Below are 26,948 nucleotides of genomic sequence, written 5' to 3' on the forward strand. Positions count from 1 at the left end.
ATATTACTGTTGCTGACACACCGCTTTCGCGAGCAAGCCCGCTCTCACACGGAATCCGCGTCGCCTGGAGTCTTTGCTTCAGGTCTTACGTCGCCCGCGGGTCTGCACGCCCGCCTCCATCGCCAGCCCCGCGGTACGCTCCAATGCCTCGGCAAAACCCCGGCGTTGCTCGCTGTCGAGCTGCGACAAAAACAATTCATCCACGCTGCTTTCGTAGATTTTCCACATCTTTTTACGCAATACCCGGCCCGCGTCGGTAATTGAGACAAAGGCAGCACGCCCGTCACCGTCGGAGCGCGAACGCACCACCAGGCCGTCCTTTTCCAGGCGGTCGACCAGGCGCGTCAGGTTGTAGCGTTCGATGGCCAGCACATCGGCCAATTCGTGCATGCGCCGGGTGCCATCGGGGCCACTTTCCAGGCCCCACAAAGCGTCGTACCAGGCATACGGCGGCAGACCGGCATCGGCCAGGCGCCGCTCGATTTCACGGATGACCGTCCTGTGGGCCCGAACAAAACGGAACCAGACATCAGGCTCTTTCGACGACATGCAACACCATCCGGGGAATTTCAAGAAGGTTGCAATAGTAGCTCATCCCGCGCTAGATTCAGCCATGTAGTTGCAATTGCAACTACATTCGCAAAGCTCCCACAAGGAGCCCACACGCTGAAACCCGTCCACCCTGGAGCCTGACATGACCCCGAACACTGCAGTACGCCTCGACGACGATCCACAGGAAACCCGCGAATGGCTGGAGTCCATCGAATCGGTGCTGTCCACCGAAGGCCGCCCGCGCGCGCATTACCTGATTGATCAGTTGCTGGATTTCGACGTGGCGCGGCATGGCGACTTCTACGGGCGGGTGACCACCCCGTACGTCAACACCATCCCGGTAGACCGCCAGTTGCCCTACCCCGGCAACCTGGCCACCGAGCGCCGGCTGAATGCGTTTATTCGCTGGAACGCCATGGCCATGGTGCTGCGCGCGGGCAAACATTCCGGCGTGGGCGGGCATATCGCAACCTATGCGTCGGCTGCGGTGCTGTATGACGTAGGCTTCGACCATTTCTTCCGTGGCCGAACTGAAAGCTTCGATGGCGACCTGGTGTACATCCAGGGCCACTCCGCGCCGGGCATTTACGGGCGGGCGTACCTCGAAGGCCGGATCAGCGAAGCCCAGCTGGACAACTTCCGCCGGGAAGCCGGTGGCGACGGTTTGTCATCCTATCCGCACCCTCGCCTGATGCCGGACTTCTGGCAGTTTCCTACGGTTTCCATGGGCCTCGGACCGATTACCGCCGCGTATCAGGCGCGCTTCATGCGCTACCTGGAGTTCCGCGACCTCAAGCAGCACCAGGGCCGCAAGGTGTGGGCGTTCCTCGGTGATGGCGAGATGGATCAGCCGGAATCCCTGGCAGCCATTTCCCTGGCCGGGCGCGAGAAGCTCGACAACCTGATCTTCGTGGTCAACTGCAACCTGCAACGCCTCGATGGCCCGGTTCGCGGCAATGCCAAGGTGATCCAGGAATTCGAAAGCCTGTACCGCGCCGCCGGCTGGAACGTGATCAAGGTAATCTGGGGCGGCGGTTGGGATGCGCTGCTGGAAAAGGATAAAAGCGGCTTGCTGCGCCAGCGCATGATGGAGTGCGTGGACGGCGACTATCAAAACTACAAATCACAAAACGGCGCCTACGTGCGGGAACACTTCTTCGGCAAATACCCGGAGTTGCTGGCGCTGGTGGCAGACATGTCCGACGACGACATCTGGAAACTCTCACGGGGCGGCCATGACCCGGACAAGGTCTACAACGCCTATGCCGCCGCCGTGCGTCACAGCGGCCAGCCGACGGTGATCCTGGCGAAAACCGTCAAGGGCTTCGGCATGGGCGAGGCCGGCGAAGGCCAGAACATCAACCACCAGCTGAAAAAGATGGGCGCTGAAGCCGTCAAAGCCTTCCGCGATCGCTTCGGGCTGGAAGTGGCCGACGACCAACTGGCTGAAATCCCGTATCTCAAACCGGCCGCCGACAGCGAAGAGGCCCGCTATTTCGCCGCCCGCCGCCAGTCACTGGGTGGCTACGTGCCGGCTCGCCATAGCGCGGTCGAGTCGCTGAAGATCCCGGAACTGGATGCCTTCGCCACCCAGCTCAAGGACACCGGCGAGCGCGCGATCTCCACCACCATGGCCTTTGTGCGCATCCTCGGCACCCTGCTCAAGGATCCGAACCTGGGCAAACTGATCGTGCCCATCGTGCCGGACGAGTCCCGCACCTTTGGCATGGAAAGCCTGTTCCGCCAGATCGGCATTCACTCCGCTGTCGGCCAGCTCTACACCCCACAGGATGCGGGCCAGCTGTCCTACTACAAAGAGAGCAAGGACGGACAGATCATGCAGGAAGGCCTGAATGAATCCGGCGCCATTTCCTCGTGGATCGCAGCGAGTACGTCCTACGCCAACCACGGCTTGATGACCGTGCCGTTCTACATTTTCTATTCGATGTTCGGCTTCCAGCGGGTTGGCGACCTGGCCTGGGCCGCGGGCGATGCACGGGCGCGGGGCTTCCTGCTGGGGGCGACGGCCGGGCGCACCACGCTGATGGGCGAAGGCCTGCAGCATGACGATGGCCACAGCCATGTGCTGTCGTCGGTGATCCCGTGCTGCATTTCCTACGATCCGACGTTTGCCTTCGAGCTGGCGGTGATCATTCGCGAAGGCATGCGCCGGATGTACGTCGAGCAAGAGGACATCTACTACTACATCACCCTGCTCAACGAAAACTACCCGCACCCGGCGATGCCCGAAGGCGTCGAGGACGGGATTCTCAAGGGCATGTATCGGTTGAAGGCGGCTGAAGACACCACGCAACCACGGGTACAGCTGATGGGCAGCGGTTCGATCCTGCGGGAAGTCATCGCCGCCGCGGACCTGCTGCGCGATGATTTTGCCGTGGCCAGCGATGTGTGGAGTGTCACCAGCCTGACCGAGCTGCGCCGGGAAGGTCATGCCGTGGAGCGCTGGAACCTGCTGCATCCTGAAAGCGAACCGCGTACCAGCTATGTCGAGCAGTGCCTTGAGGGCCAGCCTGGGCCCGTGGTGGTCGCCACCGACTACATGAAAATCTTTGCCGATCAGATTCGCCCGTTTGTACCGGGCCGGCGCTTTGTGGCGCTGGGCACCGATGGCTTCGGGCAATCGGATACCCGCGAAACCTTGCGCCAGTTCTTCGAGGTGGACCGGTATTTCATTGCCCTGGCGGCCTTGAAGGCGCTGGCGGATGACGGCCTGATCAGCCGCGCCAGGGTGGCGGAGGCGATCAGCCGCTACGGGATCAACGTCGACAAGGCCAACCCCGTAGCGGTGTAGTTACTGCGCAGGCGTCGGCAGAGGCGGAATCACTTCGGTCGGCGCCGGCAGCGCAGGACTGGTGGCCTCTGGCGCAGGTGCCGGGGCTTCCTTTGGTGCAATCGGCGCAGGTTCCGCCGGTGGCACCACCGGCTCCGATGCCGCTGGCACCACCGCCGGTGTCACTGGGGCTGCCGGTGTGGCGGGCGCTTCTTTTGGCACTTCTTTCGGCGCTTCAACCTTATCGGCCTTATCGGCCGCCGGAGCTGCCTTAGGTTCCGGGATGCCCAGGTCAGCCTTGGGCTTCTCTGGAATATGCGCTGCCTTTTTCACTTCCTGGGGCAGGAAAACGTCCACCAGGGCGAAATAACGCTCATAAAATTTCGGCGCAGACACCGTCTCGCTGGCCACCTTGACCATGGAGTCGTCGGTGGAGCCAATCGGCATCGACACCGAACCCAACACACCCACACCGAGGCTGGCGGAGTTGTTGACCTTCTTCAAGGCGTAGCGATCCTGCAAGGCGTTGGCGAACATCGTCGAGTGATGATTGCCGCTGCCATCGTCGGCACACACCACGTTGAAGCTGATCTGCAGGTGAGTTTCGCCGGTCTGCTGGAAGCTCTTGTTACCCGCCACCAGCTTTGGATCGCTGCTGGTGATGATGTAACCCTGGCTCAACAGCGCACGCCGCGCCGCTTCGCAGGCCGCCGTGTCACTGACCGGGTAATCACGGGAAAACGTGCCGGAGTCGTCGAAGTTCTCATGTTCATAAATAGCGGTCTTGGGTGACGAGCAGCCCGCAGCGCCCGCCAGCACCAGCGCCAACCCGAGGCTACGCAAGTGAAATGATATCGACATCGAAAATCCTGAGGAAAACAGTCAGGGCGGTATTGTGCAACAGAACGTGGCCTCGGCGCGCGAATTCCTGTCGGTAAAACGTCACAGCCTTACGGGACGGTGTCCGCAGGAAAAAGCCGCTCGCCCATATGGTCGATAAACACGCGCAATTTCGCCGAGGCATGGCGACTTGATGGCCAGAGCATCCAGAAGCTGCCGCTGTGCTCCAGGTAATAGTCCAGCACCCGTTGCAGCCGGCCCTGCTCCACCGATTCGCGGACCATGAAGTCTGGCAGGCAGGCAATCCCCAGGCCTTCATGGGCCACGTGCATCAGTGATTCGATGGTGGTGGAGACCAGCGGCGCACGCAGGGTCGGCTCCGGCAGGCCCGACTCCGGGCGCAGTGGCCAGGTTTCCAGCTTGCCGGTGGCGCAGAATTTGTGGCGCAGGCAGGCGTGGTCGCTCAAATCCCGGGGCTGGCGCGGCGTACCGTGCAGGCGCAGGTACTCCGGGGACGCCACCAGCACCAGGCGGTAATACCCGAGGTGGCGCGCCATCAAGCGTGAGTCCTCGGGTTTGCCGGTGCGGATCACCGCGTCGAAACCCTCCTCGATCACATCCACCATGCGGTCGGAGAAGTCCACGTCCAGCTCGATCTCGGGATAGGCGCGCATGAAATCCGTCAGTACCGGCATCAACAAGCCGCGCACTTGCGGCAGGCTGACGCGCAACTTGCCTCTGGGGGTGGCGGATGCCTGGCTAAGTTCCTGTTCTGCGGCTTCGACTTCCGCCAGGATGCGCCGGGAGCGTTCGAGAAACAGCGCGCCCTCGCTGGTCAACGTGATACTGCGGGTGCTGCGATGGAACAGCCGCACCCCCAGGCGCTCTTCGATGCGCGCGATGCTTTTGCCAATCGCCGAGGACGACACCCCCAGCATGCGCCCGGCCTCGGTAAAGCTGCGGGTTTCGGCCACCTGCACAAACACTGAAATACTGCCCAGGCTGTCCATCGTCTCGCTCCCGAGGATTGCGGACATTGGCGTCCGATAAGTTCGGAACCTTAGCCTGTTTTTCTCCACCGTGCAGCACCCTACTCTGGCTCCCTGCCCTTTCGTCTGAAAACCGGAGCCAAAAAACATGAGCGACAGCGCCCTATCTTCCACGACCCCCACGGTGAGCCGTGAACGACTGCCTCTGGGCGGCCTGTTGGCATTGGCTACCGCCGGCTTCATCACCATCCTCACCGAAGCCATGCCGGCGGGCTTGCTCCCGCAAATGGGCGCCGGCCTCGGGGTGTCCGAAGCGTTGGTGGGCCAGTTGGTGACCCTGTACGCCCTGGGCTCGCTGTTGGCCGCGATTCCCCTGACCATCGCCACCCGGGGCTGGCGCCGGCGGCCATTACTGATGATTGCCATCGGCGGGTTTGCCTTGGTCAACAGTGTGACGGCGTTTTCCAGCGATTACCTGCTGACCCTGGTGGCCAGGTTCTTCGCCGGGGTGTTCGCGGGATTGCTCTGGGCGCTGCTGGCCGGTTATGCCAGCCGCATGGTTGCGCCGCACCTGCAAGGCAGGGCCATTGCCGTGGCCATGCTCGGCGCGCCATTGGCGCTGTCACTGGGTGTACCGGCCGGGACATTCCTGGGCACCACGGTGGGCTGGCGCCTGAGCTTCGCGATCATGTCCGGCCTGACGGTTGTGCTGCTGGCCTGGGTGCGCTGGCAGGTCCCGGACTTTGCCGGGCAACAGGCGGAAAAACGCCTGGGGCTGCGCCAGGTGCTGGCACTGCCAGGGATTCGTCCGGTGCTGTTTGTGACTTTCACCTACGTACTGGCTCATAACATTCTCTACACCTATATCGCGCCGTTCCTGGTACCTGCCGGGATTGCAGCGGACATCGACCAGGTGCTGCTGGTGTTTGGTCTGGCGGCGCTGCTGGGTATCTGGATCGTCGGCGCGCTGATTGATCAGCGGCTGCGCGCGTTATTGGTGATCAGCTGCGCAATGTTCGCGCTGTCGGCCCTGGCGCTGGCGTTCTGGATCACCTCAGCGACGGTGATCTACACCACGGTGGCCTTATGGGGGCTGGCGTTTGGCGGTTTGCCGGCATTGCTGCAAACGGCGCTGGCCAAGTCGGCCGGGGATTCAGCCGATGCCGCACAGTCGATGCTGGTGACGGTGTGGAACCTGGGCATCGCCGGTGGCGGACTACTCGGCGGCATGTTGTTGCAAGGGTGGGGAGTGACATCGTTTCCATGGGCGGTCGCCGCGTTGGTCGTACTGGCGCTGATCGCGACGCTGCGTTTAACCGATGTTTAAACGAAACGTGACGTGATGTTTCTTAACTCTTATGATCGCACCGGGTGCGCTGCTGCATACGGCACAGCGCAGGTTAAAGGATAAGCATTGGTCGGGCCGCCAATGGAGACTTGTCGTGCCTGATAAACACCCTGCTATTCCGCGCCCCCAGGTTCTGGTCGAAGGCGCCCTGTCCGCATTGGAGCGATTTTCAAGGATCGAAGCAGTCAGCGGTATCGTGTTGCTGCTGGCAGCGATCGTCGCGCTGGTCTGGGCCAACAGCCCCGTCGCAGATTCCTACGAACACTTCTGGAACACCCCACTCACTATCGGGCTGGGAGACTTCACGGTCTCGCGCTCGTTGCACTTCCTGGTGAACGATGGGCTGATGACCATCTTCTTCCTGGTGGTGGGCGCCGAGATTCGCCAGGAGATCAGGGACGGCGCACTCGCCAACCTGAAACTGGCCACCCTGCCCCTCGGCGCGGCACTGGGTGGCGTGCTGATGCCGGCGCTGATTTACACCCTGCTCAACCATGGCACGGTCGCGGCCAGTGGCTGGGCAGTGCCCACTGCCACCGACATTGCATTTGCCGTGGGTGTGCTGGCGCTGTTGGGTAAATCCATCCCCGCCGGCGTGCGCATCCTGCTGCTGGCGCTGGCGATCATTGATGACATCGTCGCCATCCTGATCATCGCGATTTTCTATACCGCCAGCCTGGACTACATGGGCCTGGTGATCGCGGCCTGCGGGCTGGCGCTGGTGCTGGTTTTTCAGCGGATGGGAATTGGCAAGGCGGTGGTGTACCTGTTGCCGGCGGCGATTGTCTGGTTTGGGCTGCTCAAGACCGGCGTGCATCCGACGCTCGCGGGCGTAATGCTTGGCCTGATAACGCCCGTGACTTCCAGACCGACTCGGGAACGCCCTCTGGACACCATCGGGCGCACATTTAACGAGCTGATGGACCGGCTTTCGCATCCGTCAGAAAGTGCCCATCAGGTCGCCAAACCATTGAAGCAATTGAGACAGGCCCAACGGGAAATGTTGCCGCCGGTGCAGCGGATTCAAGCCGGGTTACACCCATGGGTGGCCTTCGGCGTCATGCCACTGTTTGCCCTGGCCAACGCGGGGGTGAGCCTGCAAGGGTTCAACCTGGACGATCCACTGCCCCACGGCGTGTTCATGGGGGTCATCCTGGCCCTGGTGCTCGGCAAGCCGCTCGGTGTGATGCTGGCGAGCGTGGTGCTGGTCAAACTGAACATCTGCCAATTGCCGGAGGGCGTGACCTGGAACGGCGTCGCCCTGGTGGGCCTGCTGGCGGGAATTGGTTTCACCATGTCGATTTTCATCTCGTCGCTGGCCTTCTCCGATCCGACGCTGCTGTCGGCTGCCAAGCTGAGTGTGCTGAGCGCTTCGACCCTGGCGGCTGTGATTGGCCTGAGTTGGGGCAAGCTCAAGTTTGCGCGTTGAATCAAGACTGGTTGAGTCAGCTGATTAGTGGATAAAAAAAGACCCCGGCCTCTTCAGGCCGGGGTCTTTTTATTCAGGCTGTTACGAGATCAGAACTTCTTGATCTCAGCCTTGGTTTCCAACTGCTTGCGATAGGCGGCGAAGTCTTGCTGGCCGACACGGGACGCGAGGAAGCGGCGGTACTGAGCCTTCTCGTCATCGGTCGGTGCAGCGGCTTCATTGACCGCGTTCAAGCGCACGATCACCAGGCTACCGTCTGGCAGGGTCACGCTGGTGAAGGTCGGCTTGTCCTTGGCCGCAGGCTTTGGCATGCGGAACAGGGCTTGCAGCACGGCTGGCTCGACGCCTTCCTGGCCACGGGTGGCCGCTTCGGTGACTTTCCAGGCCTGGCCATCCACCGGCTGGTTCAGCGGTGTCTTGCCATCACGCAGGTTGGCAATCAGCTCGTCCGCGTGAGTCTTCGCCGCAGCGCTCGCGCGCTCCTTGGTCAACTGGGCACGGATGGCAGTGGCAACGCTTTCCAGCGGCAGCTGGGTAGGCTTCAGGTGCTCTTTGGCACGCAGCACCACGATGGTTTCCGGATCCAGCTCGATGGCGGTGCTGTTGGCACCTTCATCCAGTACTTCAGGGCTGAATGCAGCGGTCACCGCGGCACGGTTGGCAGCAATGCCTTCGCCACCTTCACGGCCAAACGGCGCGGAGGTGTGCACGGTCAGCTTCAGGTCCGACGCCGGCTGGGCCAGGTCGGAAGCTTCGAATGCAGCGTCTTCCAGTTGCTTGGTCGCGTCGACGAAACGCTGTTCAACCTGTTGGGTCTTGAGCTCGCGGGTCAGCTTGTCTTTCAGGCTGGCGAACGATGGCACTTCAGGTGCTTCAACGCCCAACAGCTTGATCAGGTGCCAGCCGAAGCTGGAACGCACCGGTGTCGAAACCTGGTCCTTGTTCAGTGCATACAGCGCTGTTTCGAAGGCAGGGTCGTAGACGCCAGGGCCAGCGAAACCGAGGTCACCGCCGTTGTTCGCAGAACCCGGATCCTGGGAGAACTCCTTGGCCAGGGCTTCGAATTTCTCGCCCTTGGCCAGGCGTGCCTGGATCTCTTCGATCTTGGCCTTGGCCTGCTCGTCAGTGGTCTTGTCGTTGACTTCAATCAGGATGTGCGCCGCGCGACGCTGTTCAGCGAGGTTGGCGGTTTCTTTCTGATAGAGGGCTTGCAGCTCATCGTCCTTGACCGCGACCTGGTCGAAGAAGGAAGCCTTCTTCAGCTCCAGATAGTCGATGACCACCTGGTCCGGGGTCATGAACTCCTTGGCGTGCTGGTCGTAGTAAGCCTTGACCTCGTCGTCAGTGATCTTCACTGCTGCAGGGTCGGCCTTGACGCTGACGGTGGCGAAATCGCGGGTCTGTTTTTCCAGACGGGCGAACGCGAGCACTTCGGCATCAGTCACAAAACCGCTGCCGGCAATGCCTGCACGAACCTGGCCGATCAGCATTTCCTGGCTCAGCATCTGACGGAATTGCATACGGCTGTAGCCCAGCTGACGGATCACCTGGTCGAAACGCTCAGCGTTGAACTGGCCATCCACCTGGAATTCCGGCGTCTGCAGGATCACTTGATCCAGCGCAGCTTCGGAGAAAGCGAATTTCGAATCGGCCGCGCCTTGCAGCAGCAGCTTGCGATCGATCAGGCCCTTGAGGGCGGCGTCGCGCAGCAGCTTTTCGTCCAGCAAGGAAGCATCGAAGTCCTTGCCCAGCTGTTGCATCAGCTGGCGACGTTGCATGTCGACGGCCTGGCCCAGTTCGCTTTGGGTGATTTCTTCACCGTTGACCTTGGCCACGTCCTGCTTGTTGTTGGTCGAAGCTTGAAAAATAGCCTCGATACCGGTGAACGCCATCAATGCGACGATGATCCCGATAATGGTCTTGGCAATCCAGCCTTGTGAATTGTCCCTGATATTCTGCAGCATGCGTCCCCCAGAAACGGTTGAACTTCAAAATTAGGCAACCGTGGAGCGTGGGTAGAGTCCGGATAGAAGAAAGGCGCATCCGAGGATGCGCCTTCTCGTAACTGGCGGAGCGGACGGGGGTTTGAACCCACACCCCCGGCGTGGCGACCCGATGGATACTCGGGTCAGCTGCCGCTCCGCTGCCAGGTCAGACCTGCGTCCGACCCGGATGGGTAAGGCTTGAGCGAAGCTTAGTTAACGGCTTCTTTCAGGGCTTTACCGGCTTTGAAACCTGGTTTTTTGGCAGCGGCGATTTGCAGAGCCTTGCCAGTCTGTGGGTTACGGCCAGTGCGAGCTGGACGATCGGTCACAGAGAAAGTACCGAAACCAACCAGTACCACAGAGTCGCCGGCCTTGAGAGCGCCAGTGACGGATTCGATTACTGCGTCCAGCGCACGGCCAGCAGCGGCTTTCGGGATATCAGCAGATGCAGCGATAGCATCAATCAGTTCCGACTTGTTCACTCTAAGTCCCCTTATATCTATTGAGTATGATTCTAAGTTTTTTGGTGAAAGCAAAAACCAGTGCTGAATGGCCTACAGACACTTAAGAGCCGCTTTATAACAAGGGCTCTAAAAAGCTGTCAAGGAAGCCCCCAGGCTTAAACGTATTAATGCGTGCTAATTCTTTCCTTAGAGTCAGTCTCGCGTTTTTCATCCTTTGCAACTATCTCAGGAGCCACATCCGGCAAGGGCTCCGGCGCGTATTGCAGCGCAATTTGCAGGACCTCGTCAATCCATTTAACCGGTTTAATCTGCAGATCCTGCTTGATGTTGTCAGGAATCTCCTTCAAGTCGCGAACATTCTCTTCAGGAATGATCACAGTCTTGATACCACCGCGGTGTGCAGCCAGCAATTTCTCTTTGAGGCCACCAATGGCCAGTACCTGGCCACGCAGGGTGATTTCCCCGGTCATGGCGACATCGGCGCGCACCGGAATGCCGGTCAGGGCTGATACCAGTGCCGTGCACATGCCTACGCCTGCGCTAGGACCGTCTTTCGGCGTTGCCCCTTCCGGCATGTGGATGTGGGTGTCGTGCTTCTCGTGGAAGTCCAGGGGGATCCCCAGGCTCTTGGCGCGGCTGCGCACCACGGTCTGCGCGGCGGTGATGGATTCAACCATCACGTCACCCAGGGAACCGGTCTTGATCAGTTGCCCTTTGCCCGGGATTACGGCGGCCTCGATGGTCAGCAATTCGCCGCCCACCTGGGTCCACGCCAGGCCAGTGACCTGGCCTACCTGGTCCTGCTGCTCAGCCAGGCCGTAGCGGAATTTGCGCACGCCCAGGAAGTGTTCCAGCAGGTCAGCGGTGACCTTCACCGAGAAGCGTTTTTCCAGCGCATGTTCCTTCACGGCCTTGCGGCAGATCTTCGCCAGTTGACGCTCAAGGCCCCGTACACCGGCCTCGCGGGTGTAGAAACGAATGATGTCGCGGATCGCGTCGGCATCAAATTCGATCTCGCCTTTTTTCAGGCCGTTGGCCGCAATCTGCTTGGGCGAGAGGTATTTGACGGCGATGTTGATCTTCTCGTCTTCGGTGTAACCCGGCAGACGAATCACCTCCATCCGGTCCAGCAAGGCTGGCGGAATATTCATCGAGTTGGAGGTGCACAGGAACATTACGTCGGACAGGTCGTAGTCGACTTCCAGGTAATGGTCGTTGAAATTGTGGTTCTGCTCGGGGTCGAGCACTTCCAGCAAAGCAGACGCCGGGTCGCCACGCATGTCGCTGCCCATCTTGTCGATTTCATCGAGCAGGAACAGCGGGTTGCGCACACCCACCTTTGTCATCTTTTGAATCAATCTTCCTGGCATCGAACCGATATAAGTCCGGCGATGACCACGGATTTCCGCTTCATCACGCACACCGCCCAGGGCCATGCGCACGAATTTGCGGTTGGTGGCGTGGGCAATCGACTCCGCCAGCGAGGTTTTACCCACACCAGGAGGACCGACCAGGCACAACACCGGACCACGAATCTTCTTCACGCGCTTTTGCACGGCGAGGTATTCGAGGATGCGTTCCTTGACTTCTTCGAGGCCGTAGTGATCGGCATCGAGAATATCTTCGGCGCGGGCCAGGTCCAGGCGCACCTTGGTCTGGGCCTTCCACGGCACCTGCACCAGCCAGTCGATATACGAACGAACCACGGTGGCTTCGGCCGACATCGGCGACATTTGCTTGAGCTTGTTCAGCTCGGCAGTGGCCTTGGTCAACGCGTCTTTCGGCAGGCCGGCGGCATCGATGCGCTTTTTCAGCTCCTCGATTTCGTTGTGGCCTTCCTCGCTGTCGCCCAGCTCTTTCTGAATGGCCTTCATCTGCTCATTCAGGTAGTACTCGCGCTGGCTGCGCTCCATTTGCTTTTTGACACGGCCGCGAATGCGCTTCTCAACCTGCAGCAGGTCGATTTCGGCATCCAGCAGCGCCAGGACGTGTTCGACCCGGGCCGACAAATCGATGATCTCGAGAATGTCCTGCTTCTGCTCGATTTTCAGCGCCATGTGCGCGGCCATGGTGTCGACCAGGCGGCTTGGCTCATCAATGCTGTTGAGGGAGGAGAGGACTTCTGCGGGGACTTTCTTGCCCAGTTGCACGTATTGCTCGAACTGGGACAGCAGGCTGCGAACGAACACTTCGGATTCGCGCTCAGGGGCGTCGACTTCGTCGATCAGCGCCACTTCGGCACGCAGGTGGCCGTCCACTTCCATGAAGCGCTCGACCGCACCGCGCTGCTCGCCTTCCACCAGCACCTTGACGGTGCCATCAGGCAGCTTTAGCAGTTGCAGGACAGTTGCAACGGTACCAACGCGATACAGGGCATCTTCGCCCGGATCATCGTCAGCAGGATTTCTCTGGGCCAGCAGCAGAATCTGCTTGTCGCCCGTCATCGCGGCCTCGAGGGCTTCGATAGACTTCTCGCGCCCCACGAACAGCGGGATAACCATGTGCGGATAGACGACGACATCACGCAACGGCAGGAGAGGCAATTCGATGGTTGTCTTCATGATTTCGCCTCTATGACAGATGAAAGTAAGCTTGAAACCAAGATGGGGGCTGCCTGCAAAAAAAACAAGCGTAATGGCATCAGTTAAACGCAGTAAAAACAAAGGGGCCCATTAAGGCCCCTTTATTTTGTACAGCTCGGCGGTGCAACGCTTACGCGTCTGGCGCAGCCTTGGCAGCCGGCTCACTGTTTTCGTAGATATACAGTGGCTTGGACTTGCCTTCTATAACGCTTTCGTCGATCACCACTTTACTCACCTCGGACTGCGAGGGGATTTCGTACATGGTGTCGAGCAGTACGCCTTCGAGGATCGAGCGCAAACCACGGGCGCCGGTCTTGCGCTCCAGTGCCCGCTTGGCCACCGATTTGAGCGCGTCAGCACGGAACTCGAGGTCCACACCTTCCATCTCGAACAGCTTGGCGTATTGCTTGGTCAGGGCGTTTTTCGGCTCGGTGAGGATCTGCATCAACGCAGCCTCATCCAGCTCGTCCAGCGTCGCCAGGACCGGCAGACGGCCAACGAATTCCGGGATCAGACCGAACTTGACCAAATCGTCAGGCTCGACTTCACGCAGGGATTCACCGACTTTCTTGCCTTCTTCCTTGCTGCGTACTTCTGCACTGAAGCCAATGCCGCCACGGGTGGAACGGTTTTGAATAACCTTTTCCAGGCCGGAGAACGCACCGCCACAGATGAACAGGATGTTGCGCGTATCAACCTGAAGGAATTCCTGCTGCGGGTGCTTGCGGCCGCCTTGTGGCGGTACGGAAGCAACCGTGCCTTCGATCAGTTTCAACAGCGCTTGCTGCACGCCTTCACCGGAAACATCCCGGGTGATCGACGGGTTGTCGGATTTGCGCGAAATCTTGTCGATTTCATCGATGTAGACAATGCCCATCTGGGCCTTCTCCACGTCGTAGTCGCATTTCTGCAGCAGCTTCTGAATGATGTTCTCGACGTCTTCACCTACGTAACCGGCCTCGGTAAGAGTGGTTGCGTCGGCGATGGTGAAGGGAACGTTCAGCAGGCGAGCCAGGGTCTCTGCAAGCAGGGTTTTACCCGAGCCTGTAGGGCCGATCAGCAAGATGTTGCTTTTGCCGAGCTCGACGTCGTCACTTTTCTTGTCACGCTGGTTCAGGCGCTTGTAGTGGTTGTACACCGCTACGGCCAGAACCTTCTTTGCACGCTCTTGACCAATCACATACTGATCAAGGATGCCGCTGATTTCTTTAGGCGAAGGCAATTTATGCGCGCTGCTTTCGGCCTGGGCTTCCTGCACCTCCTCACGGATGATGTCATTGCACAGGTCGACGCACTCGTCGCAGATAAAGACCGAGGGGCCGGCAATCAACTTGCGTACTTCATGCTGGCTTTTGCCACAGAAGGAGCAATAGAGCAGCTTGCCGTTGTCCTCGCCGTTGCGGGTGTCAGTCATTCGTTCGATCCAAATCCGATAGGCTTGCAACACAAGATGAAGGCTATTGAGGGCTTTTTCAAGTCCACTGGTGGTCGGACCTGCCGACCTGCCCTATTTTGAGCTGCTTATATTAAGCGGGGCGCTTTTCGATCACTGCGTCGATCAACCCGTATTCACGAGCCGCTTCGGCGCTCATGAAATTGTCACGGTTGGTGTCGCGCTCGATCTCTTCCAGGGTATGCCCGCTATGTTTGGCCATCAGCGTGTTGAGACGCTCACGAATGAAGAGGATTTCCTTGGCATGGATTTCGATGTCCGATGCCTGGCCCTGGAAACCGCCCAGTGGCTGGTGAATCATCACGCGTGAGTTCGGCAGGCAGTAACGCTTGCCCTCAGCACCAGCGGTCAGCAGGAAAGCACCCATGCTGCACGCCTGACCGATACAGGTGGTCGATACGTTCGGCTTGATGAACTGCATGGTGTCGTAGATCGACATGCCCGCTGTCACCGAACCGCCCGGGGAGTTGATGTAGAGATGGATGTCCTTGTCCGGATTTTCCGCTTCAAGGAACAGCAGCTGCGCACAGATCAGGTTGGCCATGTAGTCCTCTACCGGACCAACCAGAAAGATCACTCGCTCCTTGAGCAGGCGCGAGTAGATGTCATAGGCGCGTTCGCCACGAGCAGATTGCTCGACAACCATCGGGACCAGGCCGCCAGCGGCCTGGATATCAGAGTTCTGCTGAATATACGAATTACGGAACATGCTCTGCAGTTACTCCCAAATAGTCATGTCTTGAATACGCATAAGCCAGCGCGAGGCTGGCTTATGGGTGTATTTTCAAACGAGTTGAGCGATCAGTCGGCTTGTGCTGCTTCAGCCGGCTTGACTGCTTCTTCGTAAGAGACCGCTTTATCGGTCACCTTAGCCTTCTGCAGAACAGTATCCACAACTTGCTCTTCCAGCACAACCGAACGCACTTCGTTCAGCTGCTGGTCGTTCTTGTAGTACCAGGACACAACAGCCTCAGGCTCCTGGTAGGCCGAAGCCATTTCCTGGATCATTTCGCGAACGCGGGTTTCGTCAGGCTTGAGGTCGAATTGCTTGACCACTTCAGCCACGATCAGACCCAGTACAACGCGGCGCTTGGCCTGTTCTTCGAACAGTTCGGCCGGCAGTTGGTCAGGCTTGATGTTGCCGCCGAACTGCTGAACAGCCTGCACGCGCAGACGATCAACTTCGTTGGACAGCAGGGCCTTCGGCACTTCGATCGGGTTGGCAGCCAGCAGACCGTCCATCACCTGGTTCTTGACCTTGGATTTGATCGCCTGGCGCAGTTCACGCTCCATGTTCTTGCGAACTTCGGTGCGGAAACCTTCGATGCCGGTTTCCTTGATGCCGAACTGGTTGAAGAACTCTTCGTTCAGTTCTGGCAGCTTGGGCTCGGAAACGGTGTTGACGGTCACGGTGAACTCGGCGGTTTTGCCAGCCAGGTCCAGGTTCTGATAGTCAGCCGGGAAAGTCAGGTTCAGAACGCGCTCTTCGCCGGCTTTGGCGCCAACCAGGCCGTCTTCGAAACCAGGAATCATGCGGTTGGAACCCAGCACCAGCTGAGTACCCTTGGCGGAGCCGCCAGCGAATGCTTCGCCGTCAACCTTGCCTACGAAATCGATGTTCAGCTGGTCTTCGTTCTGGGCAGCACGATCGGCCACTTCAAAACGGGTGTTCTGCTTGCGCAGGATTTCCAGCATGTTGTCCAGGTCGGAGTCAGCAACATCAGCGCTCAGGCGCTCGATGGCGATCGAATCGAAACCGGCAACTTCGAACTCAGGGAACACTTCGAAGATTGCAACGTATTCCAGATCCTTGCCTGCTTCCAGGGACTTGGGCTCGATGGAAGGCGAGCCAGCCGGGTTCAGCTTCTGCTCGACAACGGCTTCGTAGAAGGAAGCCTGGATCACGTCACCTACAGCTTCCTGACGTGCATCAGCACCGAAGCGGCGCTTGATTTCGCTCATTGGCACTTTGCCTGGACGGAAACCAGCGATCTTGGCCTTTTGGGCAGTCTGCTGCAGACGCTTGTTGACCTGGGTCTCGATGCGCTCGGCCGGCACGGTGATGCTCATGCGGCGCTCAAGAGCAGAAGTATTTTCAACAGAAACTTGCATGGATATTCCTCGTTGCACAGACGTTAGCTGGCCGTTTCCGACCCCAGAATCAAGGGCATGCATTCTAGTGGGTCAAACTCAAGAAGTCACCCTACTGAAAACGGGTAAAAAAACAGCAGGCAATTTATAGGTGCGAATGCACGAGTGCAGCTCGCCCCGGTGGCAAATACATCCCATCATGCCAGGGCTCTGCGCCAACCCTTCTATATATAGAAGCGGTTGCCAATCATCTCCCTGACAACCGACCCTGCGGACAAGGCCGGCAGGCAGTGCGGCATCATCGCGAAACATAAATACGACGAAACGCCCTGCCCTGCAGCCCAACACCTGCGACTGCGTTGAAACTCAAACCGCTGAAACAAAAAAGGCGCCAGACTATTAATCTGGCGCCTTTCGAAATATGGGGTGGACGAAGGGGATCGAACCCTCGACAACGGGAGTCACAATCCCGTGCTCTACCAACTGAGCTACGCCCACCATATTGCGCTACTTGTGCCAAAGCTGCCTAATGGCGCACCCGGCAGGACTCGAACCTGCGACCATCCGCTTAGAAGGCGGATGCTCTATCCAGCTGAGCTACGGGCGCCTTATTAATCTGTACTCTTGGAGGATTACAAACTAACCAGTGCTAGGCTGTGCCCGACAAGTGCGACGAATAGTATAGATGGACCCGAAACCCGTCAAATCCTTTTTATAAAAAATTCATTTTATTTAAGGGGTTAGGGGAATTTGCAGACCAAGCGCCTTTGCCCTCACGCCATGGCATGCGAGAATGCGCGCACTTTTCTTCCCCCTCTCGATGGTTAATCACGCGTAATGACTGCACAACTTATCGACGGCAAATCAATCGCCGCCAGCCTGCGCCAGCAGATCGCCAAACGAGTCGCCGAGCGCAGCCAACAAGGCCTGCGCACGCCGGGCCTCGCGGTGATCCTGGTCGGCAGCGATCCTGCCTCTCAGGTTTATGTCTCGCACAAGCGTAAAGACTGTGAAGAGGTCGGCTTTATTTCCAAAGCCTACGACTTGGCTGAAGACACCACCCAACAGGCCCTCACCGACCTGATCGACAGCCTCAACGACGATCCGGCCATCGACGGCATCCTGCTGCAACTGCCATTGCCCGAGCATCTGGACGCGTCGAAATTGCTCGAACGCATCCGTCCGGACAAGGACGTCGACGGTTTCCACCCTTATAACGTCGGCCGCCTGGCCCAGCGTATCCCGCTGCTGCGCCCGTGTACCCCGAAGGGCATCATGACCCTGCTGGAAAGCACCGGCGTCGATCTGTATGGCCTGGATGCCGTCGTCGTCGGCGCCTCGAACATCGTCGGTCGCCCGATGGCCATGGAACTGCTGCTGGCCGGCTGCACCGTGACCGTGACCCACCGCTTCACCAAGGACCTGGCCGGCCACGTTGGCCGCGCCGACCTGGTGGTCGTCGCCGCCGGCAAGCCGGGCCTGGTCAAGGGTGAGTGGATCAAGGAAGGCGCCATCGTCATCGACGTGGGCATCAACCGCCAGGACGATGGCAAGCTGGTGGGCGATGTGGTGTATGAAACCGCCCTGCCCCGTGCCGGCTGGATCACCCCGGTACCCGGTGGTGTCGGCCCGATGACCCGTGCCTGCCTGCTGGAAAACACCCTGTACGCCGCCGAAACCCTGCACGTCTAATAACCAGCCGTTCTGAAAGAGCCCTGCCTTATCGCAGGGCTTTTTATTGGCCGAAAAAAAGTAGTTTTTTCTTTGTTTTTAAGGGGTTTCATCTGTTTCTAGAAGAACATTCGACAGTTTCTGATCCATACTCCTAAAATGTAACGGCATTTATCAGAAAGTCCGTGCAGAACGGTATATCCCTACTTTTTTTAGCGAGTTCATCCGCGTGAAAATTCATCTTTCCATTGTCAGCCTATTTTTTGCATTGACAGGCACCTTCGCGAGCGCAGGCGAAACCACTACCGCTCCCCGCGACATGTCCACCCTGCACATCGCCTCCGGCAGTGCGATGGTGGTAGACCTGCAGACCAACAAAGTCATCTATGCCAGCAACCCGGATGTCATCGTGCCGATCGCCTCGGTGAGCAAACTGATGACCGGCCTGATCGTGCTGGAAGCCAAGCAGAACATGGATGAATACATCGACATCAACATCAAGGACACGCCAGAGATGAAAGGCGTGTTCTCCCGGGTCAAGATCGGCAGCGAGATGCCGCGCAAGGAGATGTTGCTGATTGCCCTGATGTCCTCGGAAAACCGCGCTGCCGCCAGCCTGGCCCACCACTACCCGGGCGGCTACCCGGCCTTCATCGCAGCGATGAACGCCAAGGCCAAGGCACTGGGCATGACCAGCACCCACTATGTAGAGCCCACCGGCTTGTCGATCCACAACGTGTCCACCGCCCGTGACTTGAGCAAACTGCTGGCCGCTGCACGCAAGTACCCGATGCTCAGCCAGTTGAGCACCACCAAGGAAAAGACCGTCTCGTTCCGCAAACCCAACTACACCCTGGGTTTCTCCAACACTGACCACCTGATCAACCGCGCCAACTGGGACATCAAGCTGACCAAGACCGGCTTTACCAACCAGGCCGGCCATTGCCTGGTTCTGGTGACCAGCATGGGTAATCGCCCGGTGTCGCTGGTGATCCTCGATGCCTTCGGCAAATTCACCCACTTTGCCGATGCCGGGCGCATCCGCAGCTGGGTCGAAACCGGCAAGAGCGGCTCGGTGCCAGACGTCGCATTGCGCTACAAGGCTGACAAGAACCTGAAGAACCGCCCACGGGCGAATGTTCAGGTCACCGAGTCCCGCTGATCCGTAAATAGCGACATAAAAAACGGCGCCCTTGAGCGCCGTTTTTTTATTTCGCCTGACTGGCCACTGCCTTGACTGCCTGGGCCGCCGCCTGTTCCTGGCCCGCCTGGGCTGTGGCGCTGGCAGCCTGCTGCCAGCGCTGGGCGTCGACCTTGACCGGCAACTGGGTGGGCCGCTGAATCAGTACCGCCCACTTGCCGCCGTCTTTCCACGCCGACTCAAACGCACTGAAATCCATCGGCATGCGTCGCGCCAAGCCTGAACGCAGCAGCACCATGCTCTTCTGCTTGTTGTAACCCACCACCACGACATACCGCGGACCGGCCCAGAAGGTCGAGCCCTGGGTGATACGCGCCATCACCGGGTACCCGGCCGCGACCTGTGCCAGCAGCGCCGGCAGCTGATCTTCCAGCGGGTACACCAACATCCCGTATTCACGGGCCAGCACCTGCATGTTGCGCTCAAGGTCCGCTTCAGCGCCCGGCAAATGCAGTGGCTTATCCAATAGCCCCGGTGTAATCACAATGCCTTGTTGAGACAGCATGCTGGCAAGAGCGGCTGGGCCACCGAGGTAAGTCTCACCGCGAAACGCCGGCACGCCCTTGAGCTCGACACTCTCCGGCAGCCCCGGGATGCTCGTGGGTTTTGGATGCGAGGAACAGGCCGCCAGCCCCATGAAACAGGCGGCGACCCACCAGGAGGTTTTAATGTTCGAGGGAAACCGCAACTTCTTCACTCACTTGATCAACGGTCGACGTGGGCCCTGATCATAGGACGCTCCGGGGCGCGGGTATAGCCTTGCAGCGCAGTAAAAGGCCGGCGATAGAGCAAACAAGTTGGACGCACACGACCATTGGTCAATAGCAGGCAACCTGCGGATAGCTAGACTGTCCATTGAGAAGACAGTGTGTGCCCGGCACCGGGCGAAAGGAGGCACTTATGAGCCTGACAACAACGATTCTGCTTTTGATCTGTGGCTGGCTGGCCGTCGCCGCCGCCATGCTGTGGGGCGTGATGCGCGTGACCCGCCGGCACCATCACCCACACGTAAAACCCGCAGCACCCGGCAAGCTGCACAAACCCGCCGGGCACCACGCCTGACGCCTTAGCCAGGCATGCAACTGAAGTCTTCGGTCTGCGCCAATTCCTTGCCGTGGCTATCCTTCAACTCGGCACGCACCGTCGTACCCAGGCTGGATTCCACCAGGGTGTAATGCTCGCCGGCCTTGAAGTTGCCGTAGGTCACATGCCCGCGACAATCCTGCTGGTTATCATCCCCCGCCTCTTCTTCAAACAAGGTGACGTCCAGGCGATGCGCGCCGGGTTTCACTTCGAAGTAGCGGCCATCATTAATATTTTTACCGTCTACCCGCTCGGCCATCAGGTCGTTGGGTGCCTCCTCTTGCAAGCCGATCCAGGCTTCGCTCGGGTCCGCCTTCGGCATCGGGCCGGCACACGCCGCCAACAACAGGACCGCACTCAAGGCCGGGATCAACAACAAGGGTTTAAGAGACATGGCAGAACTCCAAATGGATAAAGAGTGAACAGGCGAAACAGCTCCCGTTCGATCGGTATCCAGCTTGTTACTGTCACCATTGTTGAACAAATGAATACATATGAAAGGATCTTCAGCCGTTAACTAAATCTTCCTTCACCTGGCTGAAAGGTGCGTGTTAGGTGGGTCCGTCAAGACTGCGAGCGTTTGCAATCCAACTCCTTTGGAGGTTACGGCATGCTCGGGCTGGTAAAGACCGCACTGCTCAAGCCCTACACGTTTATCGTGCTGGCAATTTTCATCTGCATCATCGGGCCCATGGCGGCCTTGCGTACCCCCACTGACGTATTTCCCGATATTGGCATCCCCGTCGTTGCGGTGGTTTGGCAGTACAACGGCCTGTCTCCGGACGCCATGGCCGGTCGCGTGATCTACACCTACGAACGCTCCCTGAGTACCACCGTCAACGACATCGAGCACATTGAATCGCAGTCGTTACCCGGCATGGGCATCGTGAAGATTTTCTTCCAGCCCGGCGTGGATATCCGCACCGCCAACGCCCAGGTAACAGCGGTGTCACAAACCGTGCTCAAGCAGATGCCACCGGGCATCACGCCGCCGCTGATCCTCAACTACAGCGCCTCTACGGTGCCGATTCTGCAGATGGCGTTCTCCAGCCCCAGCTTGTCGGAAGCGAAGATCCGCGACCTGGTGCAGAACAACATCCGCTTGCCCCTGAGCGCCCTGCCCGGCCTGGCCATGCCCACGCCAATGGGCGGCAAGCAACGCCAGATCACCCTCGACCTCGACCCACAGGCGCTGGCCGCCAAAGGCCTCTCGGCGCAGGACGTAGGCAACGCCCTGGCCCTGCAGAACCAGATTATCCCGGTGGGTACCGCCAAACTCGGCCCCAACGAATACACGATTTTGCTCAACAACAGCCCGAAGGCGATTGATGAGCTCAACGACTTGCCGATCAAGACAGTCGACGGTGCGATCATCACCATCGGCCAGGTGGCCCACGTGCGTGACGGCTCGCCGCCGCAGACCAACATCGTGCGCGTCGACGGCCACCGTGCGGTGCTGATGCCGGCCCTGAAAAACGGCAGTATCTCCACCCTGTCGATCATCGACGGCATCCGCCAGATGCTGCCGCGCATCAATGAAACCCTGCCGCCGTCGCTGAAGACCTCACTGCTCGGCGACGCCTCGGTGTTCGTCAAACAGTCGGTGGGCAGCGTGGCCCAGGAAGGCATCATCGCCGCCTTGCTGACCAGTGCGATGATCCTGCTGTTCCTCGGCAGCTGGCGCTCGACCATCATCATCGCCGCGTCGATTCCCCTCGCGGTGCTGTCGGCCATCGCCCTGCTGGCGGCCACTGGGCAAACCCTCAACGTCATGACCCTCGGCGGGCTGGCGTTGGCGGTGGGGATCCTGGTGGACGACGCCACAGTGACCATCGAGAACATCAACTGGCACCTGGAACAAGGCAAGGCGGTGAAGGACGCGATCCTCGACGGCGCCAAGCAAATCGTCGGCCCGGCGTTCGTGTCCCTGCTGTGTATCTGCATCGTGTTTGTGCCGATGTTCATGCTGCAAGGCATCGCCGGCTACCTGTTCCGCCCGATGGCATTGGCGGTGATTTTCGCCATGGCCAGCTCGTTCATTCTGTCGCGGACCCTGGTGCCGACCCTGGCGATGTTCCTGCTCAAGCCGCACGTGCCGGAGCAAGGTGAAGGTCATCACCCGGAAGATGAATTCATCAACCATCACGAGGGCGACCAGCACAAACCGCAGCGCAACGCGGTGCTGCAATCGGTGCTGAATTTCCAGCAGGGTTTTGAGCGTCACTTCTCCAACGTGCGGGACGTTTATCACGGCCTGCTGACCCTGGCCCTCGGCGCCCGCAAGCGCTTCATCATCGGCTTCCTGGCGTGCATCCTCGCCTCGTTCCTGTTGCTGCCAAGCCTGGGCCAGGACTTCTTCCCGGCCACCGACGCCGGGGCCATGGCCCTGCACGTGCGCTTGCCGCTGGGCACACGCATCGAAGAGAGCGCGGCGGCCTTTGACCGGATCGAAGCGCGGATTCGCGAGATCGTTCCGGCCGACGAACTGGACACCATCGTCGACAACATCGGCATCCCGCTGAGCGGCATCGACATGGCCTACAGCAGCAGTGGCACCATCGGCCCACAGGACGGCGATATCCAGGTCACCCTGAAAAAGGACCATGCGCCCACCGCCGACTACGTGAAAAAACTGCGTGAAGCGTTGCCCGAAAGCTTCCCCGGCAGCCAGTTCGCATTCCTCCCGGCAGACATCAGCAGCCAGATCCTCAACTTCGGTTCGCCGGCCCCGCTGGACGTGAAAATCTCCGGGCGCAGCGATGAAGAAAACCGCGCCTACGCCATCGAACTGGAACGTCGCCTGAAACACATACCGGGCATTGCCGACCTGCGCATCCAGCAGTCCACCGGCTACCCGTCACTGCAAGTCAACGTGGACCGCATGCGTGCCAACGGCCTGGGCATCACCGAGCGTGACGTAACCAACAGCATGGTTGCGTCCCTGGCCGGCAGCTCGCAAACCGCACCAACGTTCTGGCTCAACCCGGCCAACGGCGTGTCGTATTCGATCGTGGCAGCCACCCCGCAATACCGCCTCGACAGCCTGCCGTCCCTGGAAGCGTTGCCGGTAACCGGTGCCGATGGTCAGTCGCAGATCCTCGGCGGCGTGGCGACCATCTCGCGGGTACAAAGCCCGGCGGTGGTGACCCACTACAACATCGAGCCGACCCTGGACCTGTACGCCAACGTGCAAGGCCGCGACCTCGGCGGCGTCGCCAGCGATGTGCAAAAAGTGCTGAACGACATGGCCCCGATGCGCCCCAAAGGCGCGACCATCAGCCTGCACGGGCAGATCGATGCGCTGCATGAAGCGTTCAACGGCTTGAGCTTCGGCCTGCTCGGTGCGGTGGTGCTGATCTACCTGCTGATCGTGGTCAACTTCCAGTCCTGGACCGACCCGTTCGTGATCATCACCGCACTGCCGGCAGCGCTGGCGGGGATCGTGTGGATGCTGTTCCTCAGCGGCACGTCATTGTCGGTGCCCGCACTCACGGGGGCCATCCTCTGTATGGGCGTGGCCACCGCCAACTCGATCCTGGTGGTGAGCTTCTGCCGAGAGCGCCTGGCCGAACATGGCGATGCACTCAAGGCCGCACTGGAAGCCGGCTACACCCGTTTCCGCCCGGTCTGCATGACGGCCCTGGCGATGATCATCGGCATGTTGCCGCTGGCCTTGTCCGAAGAACAAAACGCGCCGCTGGGACGTGCCGTGATCGGCGGCCTGATCCTCGCCACCACTGCCACTTTGCTGTTTGTACCCGTGGTCTTCAGCCTGGTCCACGGTCGTCACCCTACTCGCGCTGCTGCTGGAGAAACTTCACATGTCGTCTGATCACAAACCCTCGCGCAAGCGTCTGATGCTCATGGGTGTCGGCGGCCTGACACTGGCCGCCCTGTTGGTCGCCAACGGCCTGCACGCCCGTACGATGCATGAAAAATCCGTCACCGCCTGGACCGAAACCGCCGCCGTGCCGCAGGTGCTGGTGTTCCAGCCCAAACAGAACGCGGCCGGCGACACCCTGCGCCTGCCCGCGCATCTGGAAGCCTGGAGCAAGGCACCGATTCATGCGCGGGTCAGCGGTTACCTGAAAGACTGGAGAGTCGACATCGGCAGCCAGGTCAAGGCCGGGCAGATTCTCGCCGAGATCGACAGCCCCGACCTCGACCAGCAAGTGGCGCAAACCCACGCGCGCATGGTGCAGGAGCAGGCCAATGCACGCCTGGCGCAAACCACCGCCACCCGCTGGAAAAACCTGCTGGACAGCCATTCGGTATCGCGCCAGGAGGCCGATGAAAAAACCTCGAATGCCCTGGCCGCCAAGGCCAACGCCCAGGCCGCCGAGGCTGACTATGCGCGGCTCTCGGCACTGGAAGACTACAAGACCATTCGCGCGCCATTCGCCGGTGTGATCACCGCGCGCAACACCGACATCGGCCAGTTGATCAAGGCTGACAGCGACAGCGATCCGGAACTGTTCGACATCGCCGACACCCACCAACTGCGCCTCTACGTGCCGGTGCCGCAGAACTACGCTGCGGTGATTCATCCCGGGCTGGCCGCCCAACTGACGGTACCCGAGCACCCCGGCGAACACTTCAGCGCGAAGCTGATGGGCGACTCCACCGCCATCGACCGCCGCTCCGGCACCCTGCTCGCACAGTTCGTGGCCGACAACCCGGACGGCAAGTTGCTGCCCGGCGACTACGCCGAAGCCACCCTGGCGATTCCGGCGGATACCCATGGCGTGAGCATCCCGGCCAGCGCCCTGATCTTCCGCGCCGAAGGTACCCAGGTCGCGGTACTGGACGCCAAGAACCACGTGCACCTGCAAGACATCCACATCGGCCTCGACCTCGGCGAGCGCCTGGTGATTGACCAGGGCCTGAAACCCACTGACCGCGTAGTCGACAACCCACCCGACGCACTGCGCGAAGGCGACGCCGTGCAAATGGCCGATGCCGGAGGTGCCCATGCGCCCAAGGCTTAAACCCCTCGCGGCCCTGGTATTGGTGGCACTGCACGGTTGCTCGCTGGCGCCCACCTACAAGGCGCCGACCATCGACCTGCCGGCCAAGTACCGCGAACAGACCAGCGACGGCCCGTGGCACAGCGCGCAACCGTCCGACCAACTGGCGCCGAAGTGGTGGCAGCTTTACCAGGACCAGCGCTTGAACGACCTGCAGGAACAACTGCTCAAGGCCAACCCGGACCTGGCGGCGGCGCTGGCGCATTTCGATGCGTCCCAGGCGTATGCCAGCCAGTTGCATGCCGGGCTGTTCCCGCAAATAACCGCCAGCGCGCAACCGTTGCGCCAGCGGCAATCGGACAATCGGCCACTGCGGGGTGATACCCAGCCTTCGGTGTACAACAGCAACACGGCGGGGTTCGCGCTGAGCTTCGATCTGGATCTGTGGGGCAAAATCCGCAACCAGGTGGCGGCTGGCGATGCACAGGCCCAAGCCTCTGGGGATGATTTGGCGGTGGCACGCCTGAGCCTGCAGCATCAGTTGGCGACGCTGTACGTGCAGCTCAACGGACTGGATGCCCAGAGCCGGATTCTCAGCAGTTCGCTGGATGATTTTGGCCAGGCGCTGAAACTGACCCGCAGCCGGTACGAGGGGCAGATCGCCTCGGAGCTCGACCTGACCCGGGCGCAGAATCAGCTGGCTGAAGCACAGGCGCAGCTTGACGATGTGCGCGGTCAACGCAATCTCACCGAGCATGCGATTGGTGAATTGGTGGGCGTATCCGCCAGTGAATTCCAGCTGCCGCCGAGCCAGCAATTGATCGCGCTGCCGGGGATTCCGCAACAACTGCCGAGCCACCTGCTGCAACGCCGGCCGGATATCGCGGCAGCCGAGCGACGGGTGTTTGCGGCCAACGCGAATATCGGCGTGGCCAAGGCGGCGTGGTACCCGGATTTCAGTTTGACCGGCTTGATTGGCGGGCAGACCCAAGGTGTGGGCAACTTGTTCTCCGCCGCCAATCGGTATTGGGCGCTGGGGCCGCTGGTGAATCTGCCGATCTTTGATGGCGGCCGGTTGAGCGCCAATGAGCGCCAGGCCAAGGCGGAGTTTGAAGAGGCTTCGGCGCACTATCGCAGCCAGGTGTTAAGAGCCGTGCGTGAGGTGGAAGACAACCTTGGGCAACTGCGCGACTTGCAGCAGGAGGCGATGGACGAACAAGCCGCCGCGAATGCCGCCGAGCACACACAGGCACTGGCGATGAACAGTTACCAGGCGGGGGCTGTGAGCTATCTGGATGTGGTGACGGCGCAGACGGCGGCGTTGCAGGCGCAGCGCACGTTGCAGGCGGTGCAGACGCGGCAGTTGCAGGCGAGTGTGGGTTTGGTGACGGCGCTGGGCGGAGGCTGGAAGCCCGACGCCTGATACCTGTCTCAAGAACGACAGTGATCAACTGTGGGAGCGGGCTTGCTCGCGAAGGCGGTGGGTCAGCACCGGATATGCT

The 26,948-nt window shown here is 60.2% G+C and carries 20 protein-coding genes and 2 tRNA genes; 9 read left to right on the forward strand and 13 right to left on the reverse strand.

Annotated features, from left to right (window positions below; all coding sequences use genetic code 11):
• Positions 1 to 78 precede the first annotated feature (78 nt).
• Positions 79 to 549 (reverse strand): MarR family winged helix-turn-helix transcriptional regulator, encoded by a 471-nt coding sequence (locus ACW9I6_RS16785; RefSeq protein WP_008431958.1) that lies wholly within the window; start codon positions 547 to 549, stop codon positions 79 to 81.
• Positions 550 to 694: 145 nt separating this feature from the next.
• Here ACW9I6_RS16785 and aceE point away from each other — a divergent pair, with 145 nt between their 5' ends.
• Positions 695 to 3,364, forward strand: coding sequence for a pyruvate dehydrogenase (acetyl-transferring), homodimeric type (gene aceE / locus ACW9I6_RS16790; protein WP_102605976.1), 2,670 nt, complete (start codon positions 695 to 697; stop codon positions 3,362 to 3,364).
• On the opposite strand, the gene ACW9I6_RS16795 is transcribed toward aceE, so the two are convergent.
• Entirely contained in the window at positions 3,365 to 4,204 is an 840-nt protein-coding gene (locus ACW9I6_RS16795; RefSeq protein WP_457339561.1) for a DUF2242 domain-containing protein, read from the reverse strand.
• 89 nt (positions 4,205 to 4,293) lie between these two features.
• Positions 4,294 to 5,193 (reverse strand): LysR family transcriptional regulator, encoded by a 900-nt coding sequence (locus tag ACW9I6_RS16800; protein WP_177050482.1) that lies wholly within the window; start codon positions 5,191 to 5,193, stop codon positions 4,294 to 4,296.
• A 127-nt stretch (positions 5,194 to 5,320) separates the two neighbouring features.
• Here ACW9I6_RS16800 and ACW9I6_RS16805 point away from each other — a divergent pair, with 127 nt between their 5' ends.
• Complete coding sequence (locus ACW9I6_RS16805; RefSeq protein WP_008431952.1) at positions 5,321 to 6,499, forward strand: MFS transporter; 1,179 nt, start codon at positions 5,321 to 5,323, stop codon at positions 6,497 to 6,499.
• A gap of 115 nt (positions 6,500 to 6,614) precedes the next feature.
• Entirely contained in the window at positions 6,615 to 7,949 is a 1,335-nt protein-coding gene (nhaA, locus tag ACW9I6_RS16810; protein ID WP_457339562.1) for a Na+/H+ antiporter NhaA, read from the forward strand.
• Between the two features lie 89 nt (positions 7,950 to 8,038).
• Here nhaA and ACW9I6_RS16815 read toward each other — a convergent pair whose 3' ends face one another.
• The 8 genes from ACW9I6_RS16815 to ACW9I6_RS16850 all read right to left on the reverse strand — a co-directional run bounded on the left by ACW9I6_RS16815 (position 8,039) and on the right by ACW9I6_RS16850 (position 17,131).
• Positions 8,039 to 9,913, reverse strand: coding sequence for a SurA N-terminal domain-containing protein (locus tag ACW9I6_RS16815; RefSeq protein ID WP_457339563.1), 1,875 nt, complete (start codon positions 9,911 to 9,913; stop codon positions 8,039 to 8,041).
• 230 nt (positions 9,914 to 10,143) lie between these two features.
• Positions 10,144 to 10,416 (reverse strand): HU family DNA-binding protein, encoded by a 273-nt coding sequence (locus ACW9I6_RS16820; protein ID WP_003174819.1) that lies wholly within the window; start codon positions 10,414 to 10,416, stop codon positions 10,144 to 10,146.
• Positions 10,417 to 10,562: 146 nt separating this feature from the next.
• Positions 10,563 to 12,959: an endopeptidase La gene (lon, locus tag ACW9I6_RS16825; RefSeq protein WP_003207858.1), complete on the reverse strand. Its 2,397-nt coding sequence runs from the start codon at positions 12,957 to 12,959 to the stop codon at positions 10,563 to 10,565.
• 151 nt (positions 12,960 to 13,110) lie between these two features.
• Entirely contained in the window at positions 13,111 to 14,394 is a 1,284-nt protein-coding gene (gene clpX / locus ACW9I6_RS16830; protein ID WP_003207856.1) for an ATP-dependent Clp protease ATP-binding subunit ClpX, read from the reverse strand.
• 112 nt (positions 14,395 to 14,506) lie between these two features.
• Positions 14,507 to 15,142 carry an ATP-dependent Clp endopeptidase proteolytic subunit ClpP gene (clpP, locus tag ACW9I6_RS16835; RefSeq protein WP_003174822.1) on the reverse strand — a complete coding sequence of 212 codons (636 nt, stop codon included), beginning with the start codon at positions 15,140 to 15,142 and terminating at the stop codon, positions 14,507 to 14,509.
• Between the two features lie 92 nt (positions 15,143 to 15,234).
• Positions 15,235 to 16,545, reverse strand: a complete 1,311-nt coding sequence (gene tig / locus ACW9I6_RS16840; protein WP_003207855.1) for a trigger factor — start codon at positions 16,543 to 16,545, stop codon at positions 15,235 to 15,237.
• Between the two features lie 401 nt (positions 16,546 to 16,946).
• A tRNA-His gene (locus ACW9I6_RS16845) sits at positions 16,947 to 17,022 on the reverse strand.
• A 32-nt stretch (positions 17,023 to 17,054) separates the two neighbouring features.
• Positions 17,055 to 17,131 (reverse strand) — tRNA-Arg (locus ACW9I6_RS16850).
• 230 nt (positions 17,132 to 17,361) lie between these two features.
• Between ACW9I6_RS16850 and folD the strand changes: the two genes are divergently transcribed.
• Positions 17,362 to 18,216, forward strand: a complete 855-nt coding sequence (gene folD, locus ACW9I6_RS16855) for a bifunctional methylenetetrahydrofolate dehydrogenase/methenyltetrahydrofolate cyclohydrolase FolD (RefSeq protein WP_003207853.1) — start codon at positions 17,362 to 17,364, stop codon at positions 18,214 to 18,216.
• Positions 18,217 to 18,424: 208 nt separating this feature from the next.
• Positions 18,425 to 19,357 (forward strand): D-alanyl-D-alanine endopeptidase, encoded by a 933-nt coding sequence (gene pbpG / locus ACW9I6_RS16860; protein ID WP_457339564.1) that lies wholly within the window; start codon positions 18,425 to 18,427, stop codon positions 19,355 to 19,357.
• 46 nt (positions 19,358 to 19,403) lie between these two features.
• Here pbpG and ACW9I6_RS16865 read toward each other — a convergent pair whose 3' ends face one another.
• The gene (locus ACW9I6_RS16865; protein ID WP_457339568.1) at positions 19,404 to 20,033 is read right to left on the reverse strand and encodes a peptidase C39 family protein; all 630 of its coding nucleotides are present in this window, start codon (positions 20,031 to 20,033) and stop codon (positions 19,404 to 19,406) included.
• A gap of 263 nt (positions 20,034 to 20,296) precedes the next feature.
• Between ACW9I6_RS16865 and ACW9I6_RS16870 the strand changes: the two genes are divergently transcribed.
• Positions 20,297 to 20,458 (forward strand): hypothetical protein, encoded by a 162-nt coding sequence (locus ACW9I6_RS16870; RefSeq protein ID WP_003207847.1) that lies wholly within the window; start codon positions 20,297 to 20,299, stop codon positions 20,456 to 20,458.
• Between the two features lie 4 nt (positions 20,459 to 20,462).
• Here the strand turns inward: ACW9I6_RS16870 and ACW9I6_RS16875 are convergent, their stop codons facing one another.
• Positions 20,463 to 20,873, reverse strand: coding sequence for a PA0061/PA0062 family lipoprotein (locus ACW9I6_RS16875; protein WP_457339565.1), 411 nt, complete (start codon positions 20,871 to 20,873; stop codon positions 20,463 to 20,465).
• Positions 20,874 to 21,089: 216 nt separating this feature from the next.
• Here ACW9I6_RS16875 and ACW9I6_RS16880 point away from each other — a divergent pair, with 216 nt between their 5' ends.
• The 3 genes from ACW9I6_RS16880 to ACW9I6_RS16890 are packed head-to-tail and all read left to right on the forward strand — an operon-like array spanning position 21,090 to position 26,869.
• Entirely contained in the window at positions 21,090 to 24,311 is a 3,222-nt protein-coding gene (locus ACW9I6_RS16880) for an efflux RND transporter permease subunit (protein ID WP_087693205.1), read from the forward strand.
• Positions 24,301 to 25,467: an efflux RND transporter periplasmic adaptor subunit gene (locus ACW9I6_RS16885; protein WP_457339566.1), complete on the forward strand. Its 1,167-nt coding sequence runs from the start codon at positions 24,301 to 24,303 to the stop codon at positions 25,465 to 25,467. Before ACW9I6_RS16880 ends, ACW9I6_RS16885 begins: the two co-directional genes overlap by 11 nt.
• Positions 25,451 to 26,869, forward strand: a complete 1,419-nt coding sequence (locus ACW9I6_RS16890; RefSeq protein ID WP_457339567.1) for an efflux transporter outer membrane subunit — start codon at positions 25,451 to 25,453, stop codon at positions 26,867 to 26,869. Before ACW9I6_RS16885 ends, ACW9I6_RS16890 begins: the two co-directional genes overlap by 17 nt.
• Positions 26,870 to 26,948 lie beyond the last annotated feature (79 nt).

The organism is Pseudomonas sp. SDO5522_S412, from assembly GCF_054071215.1.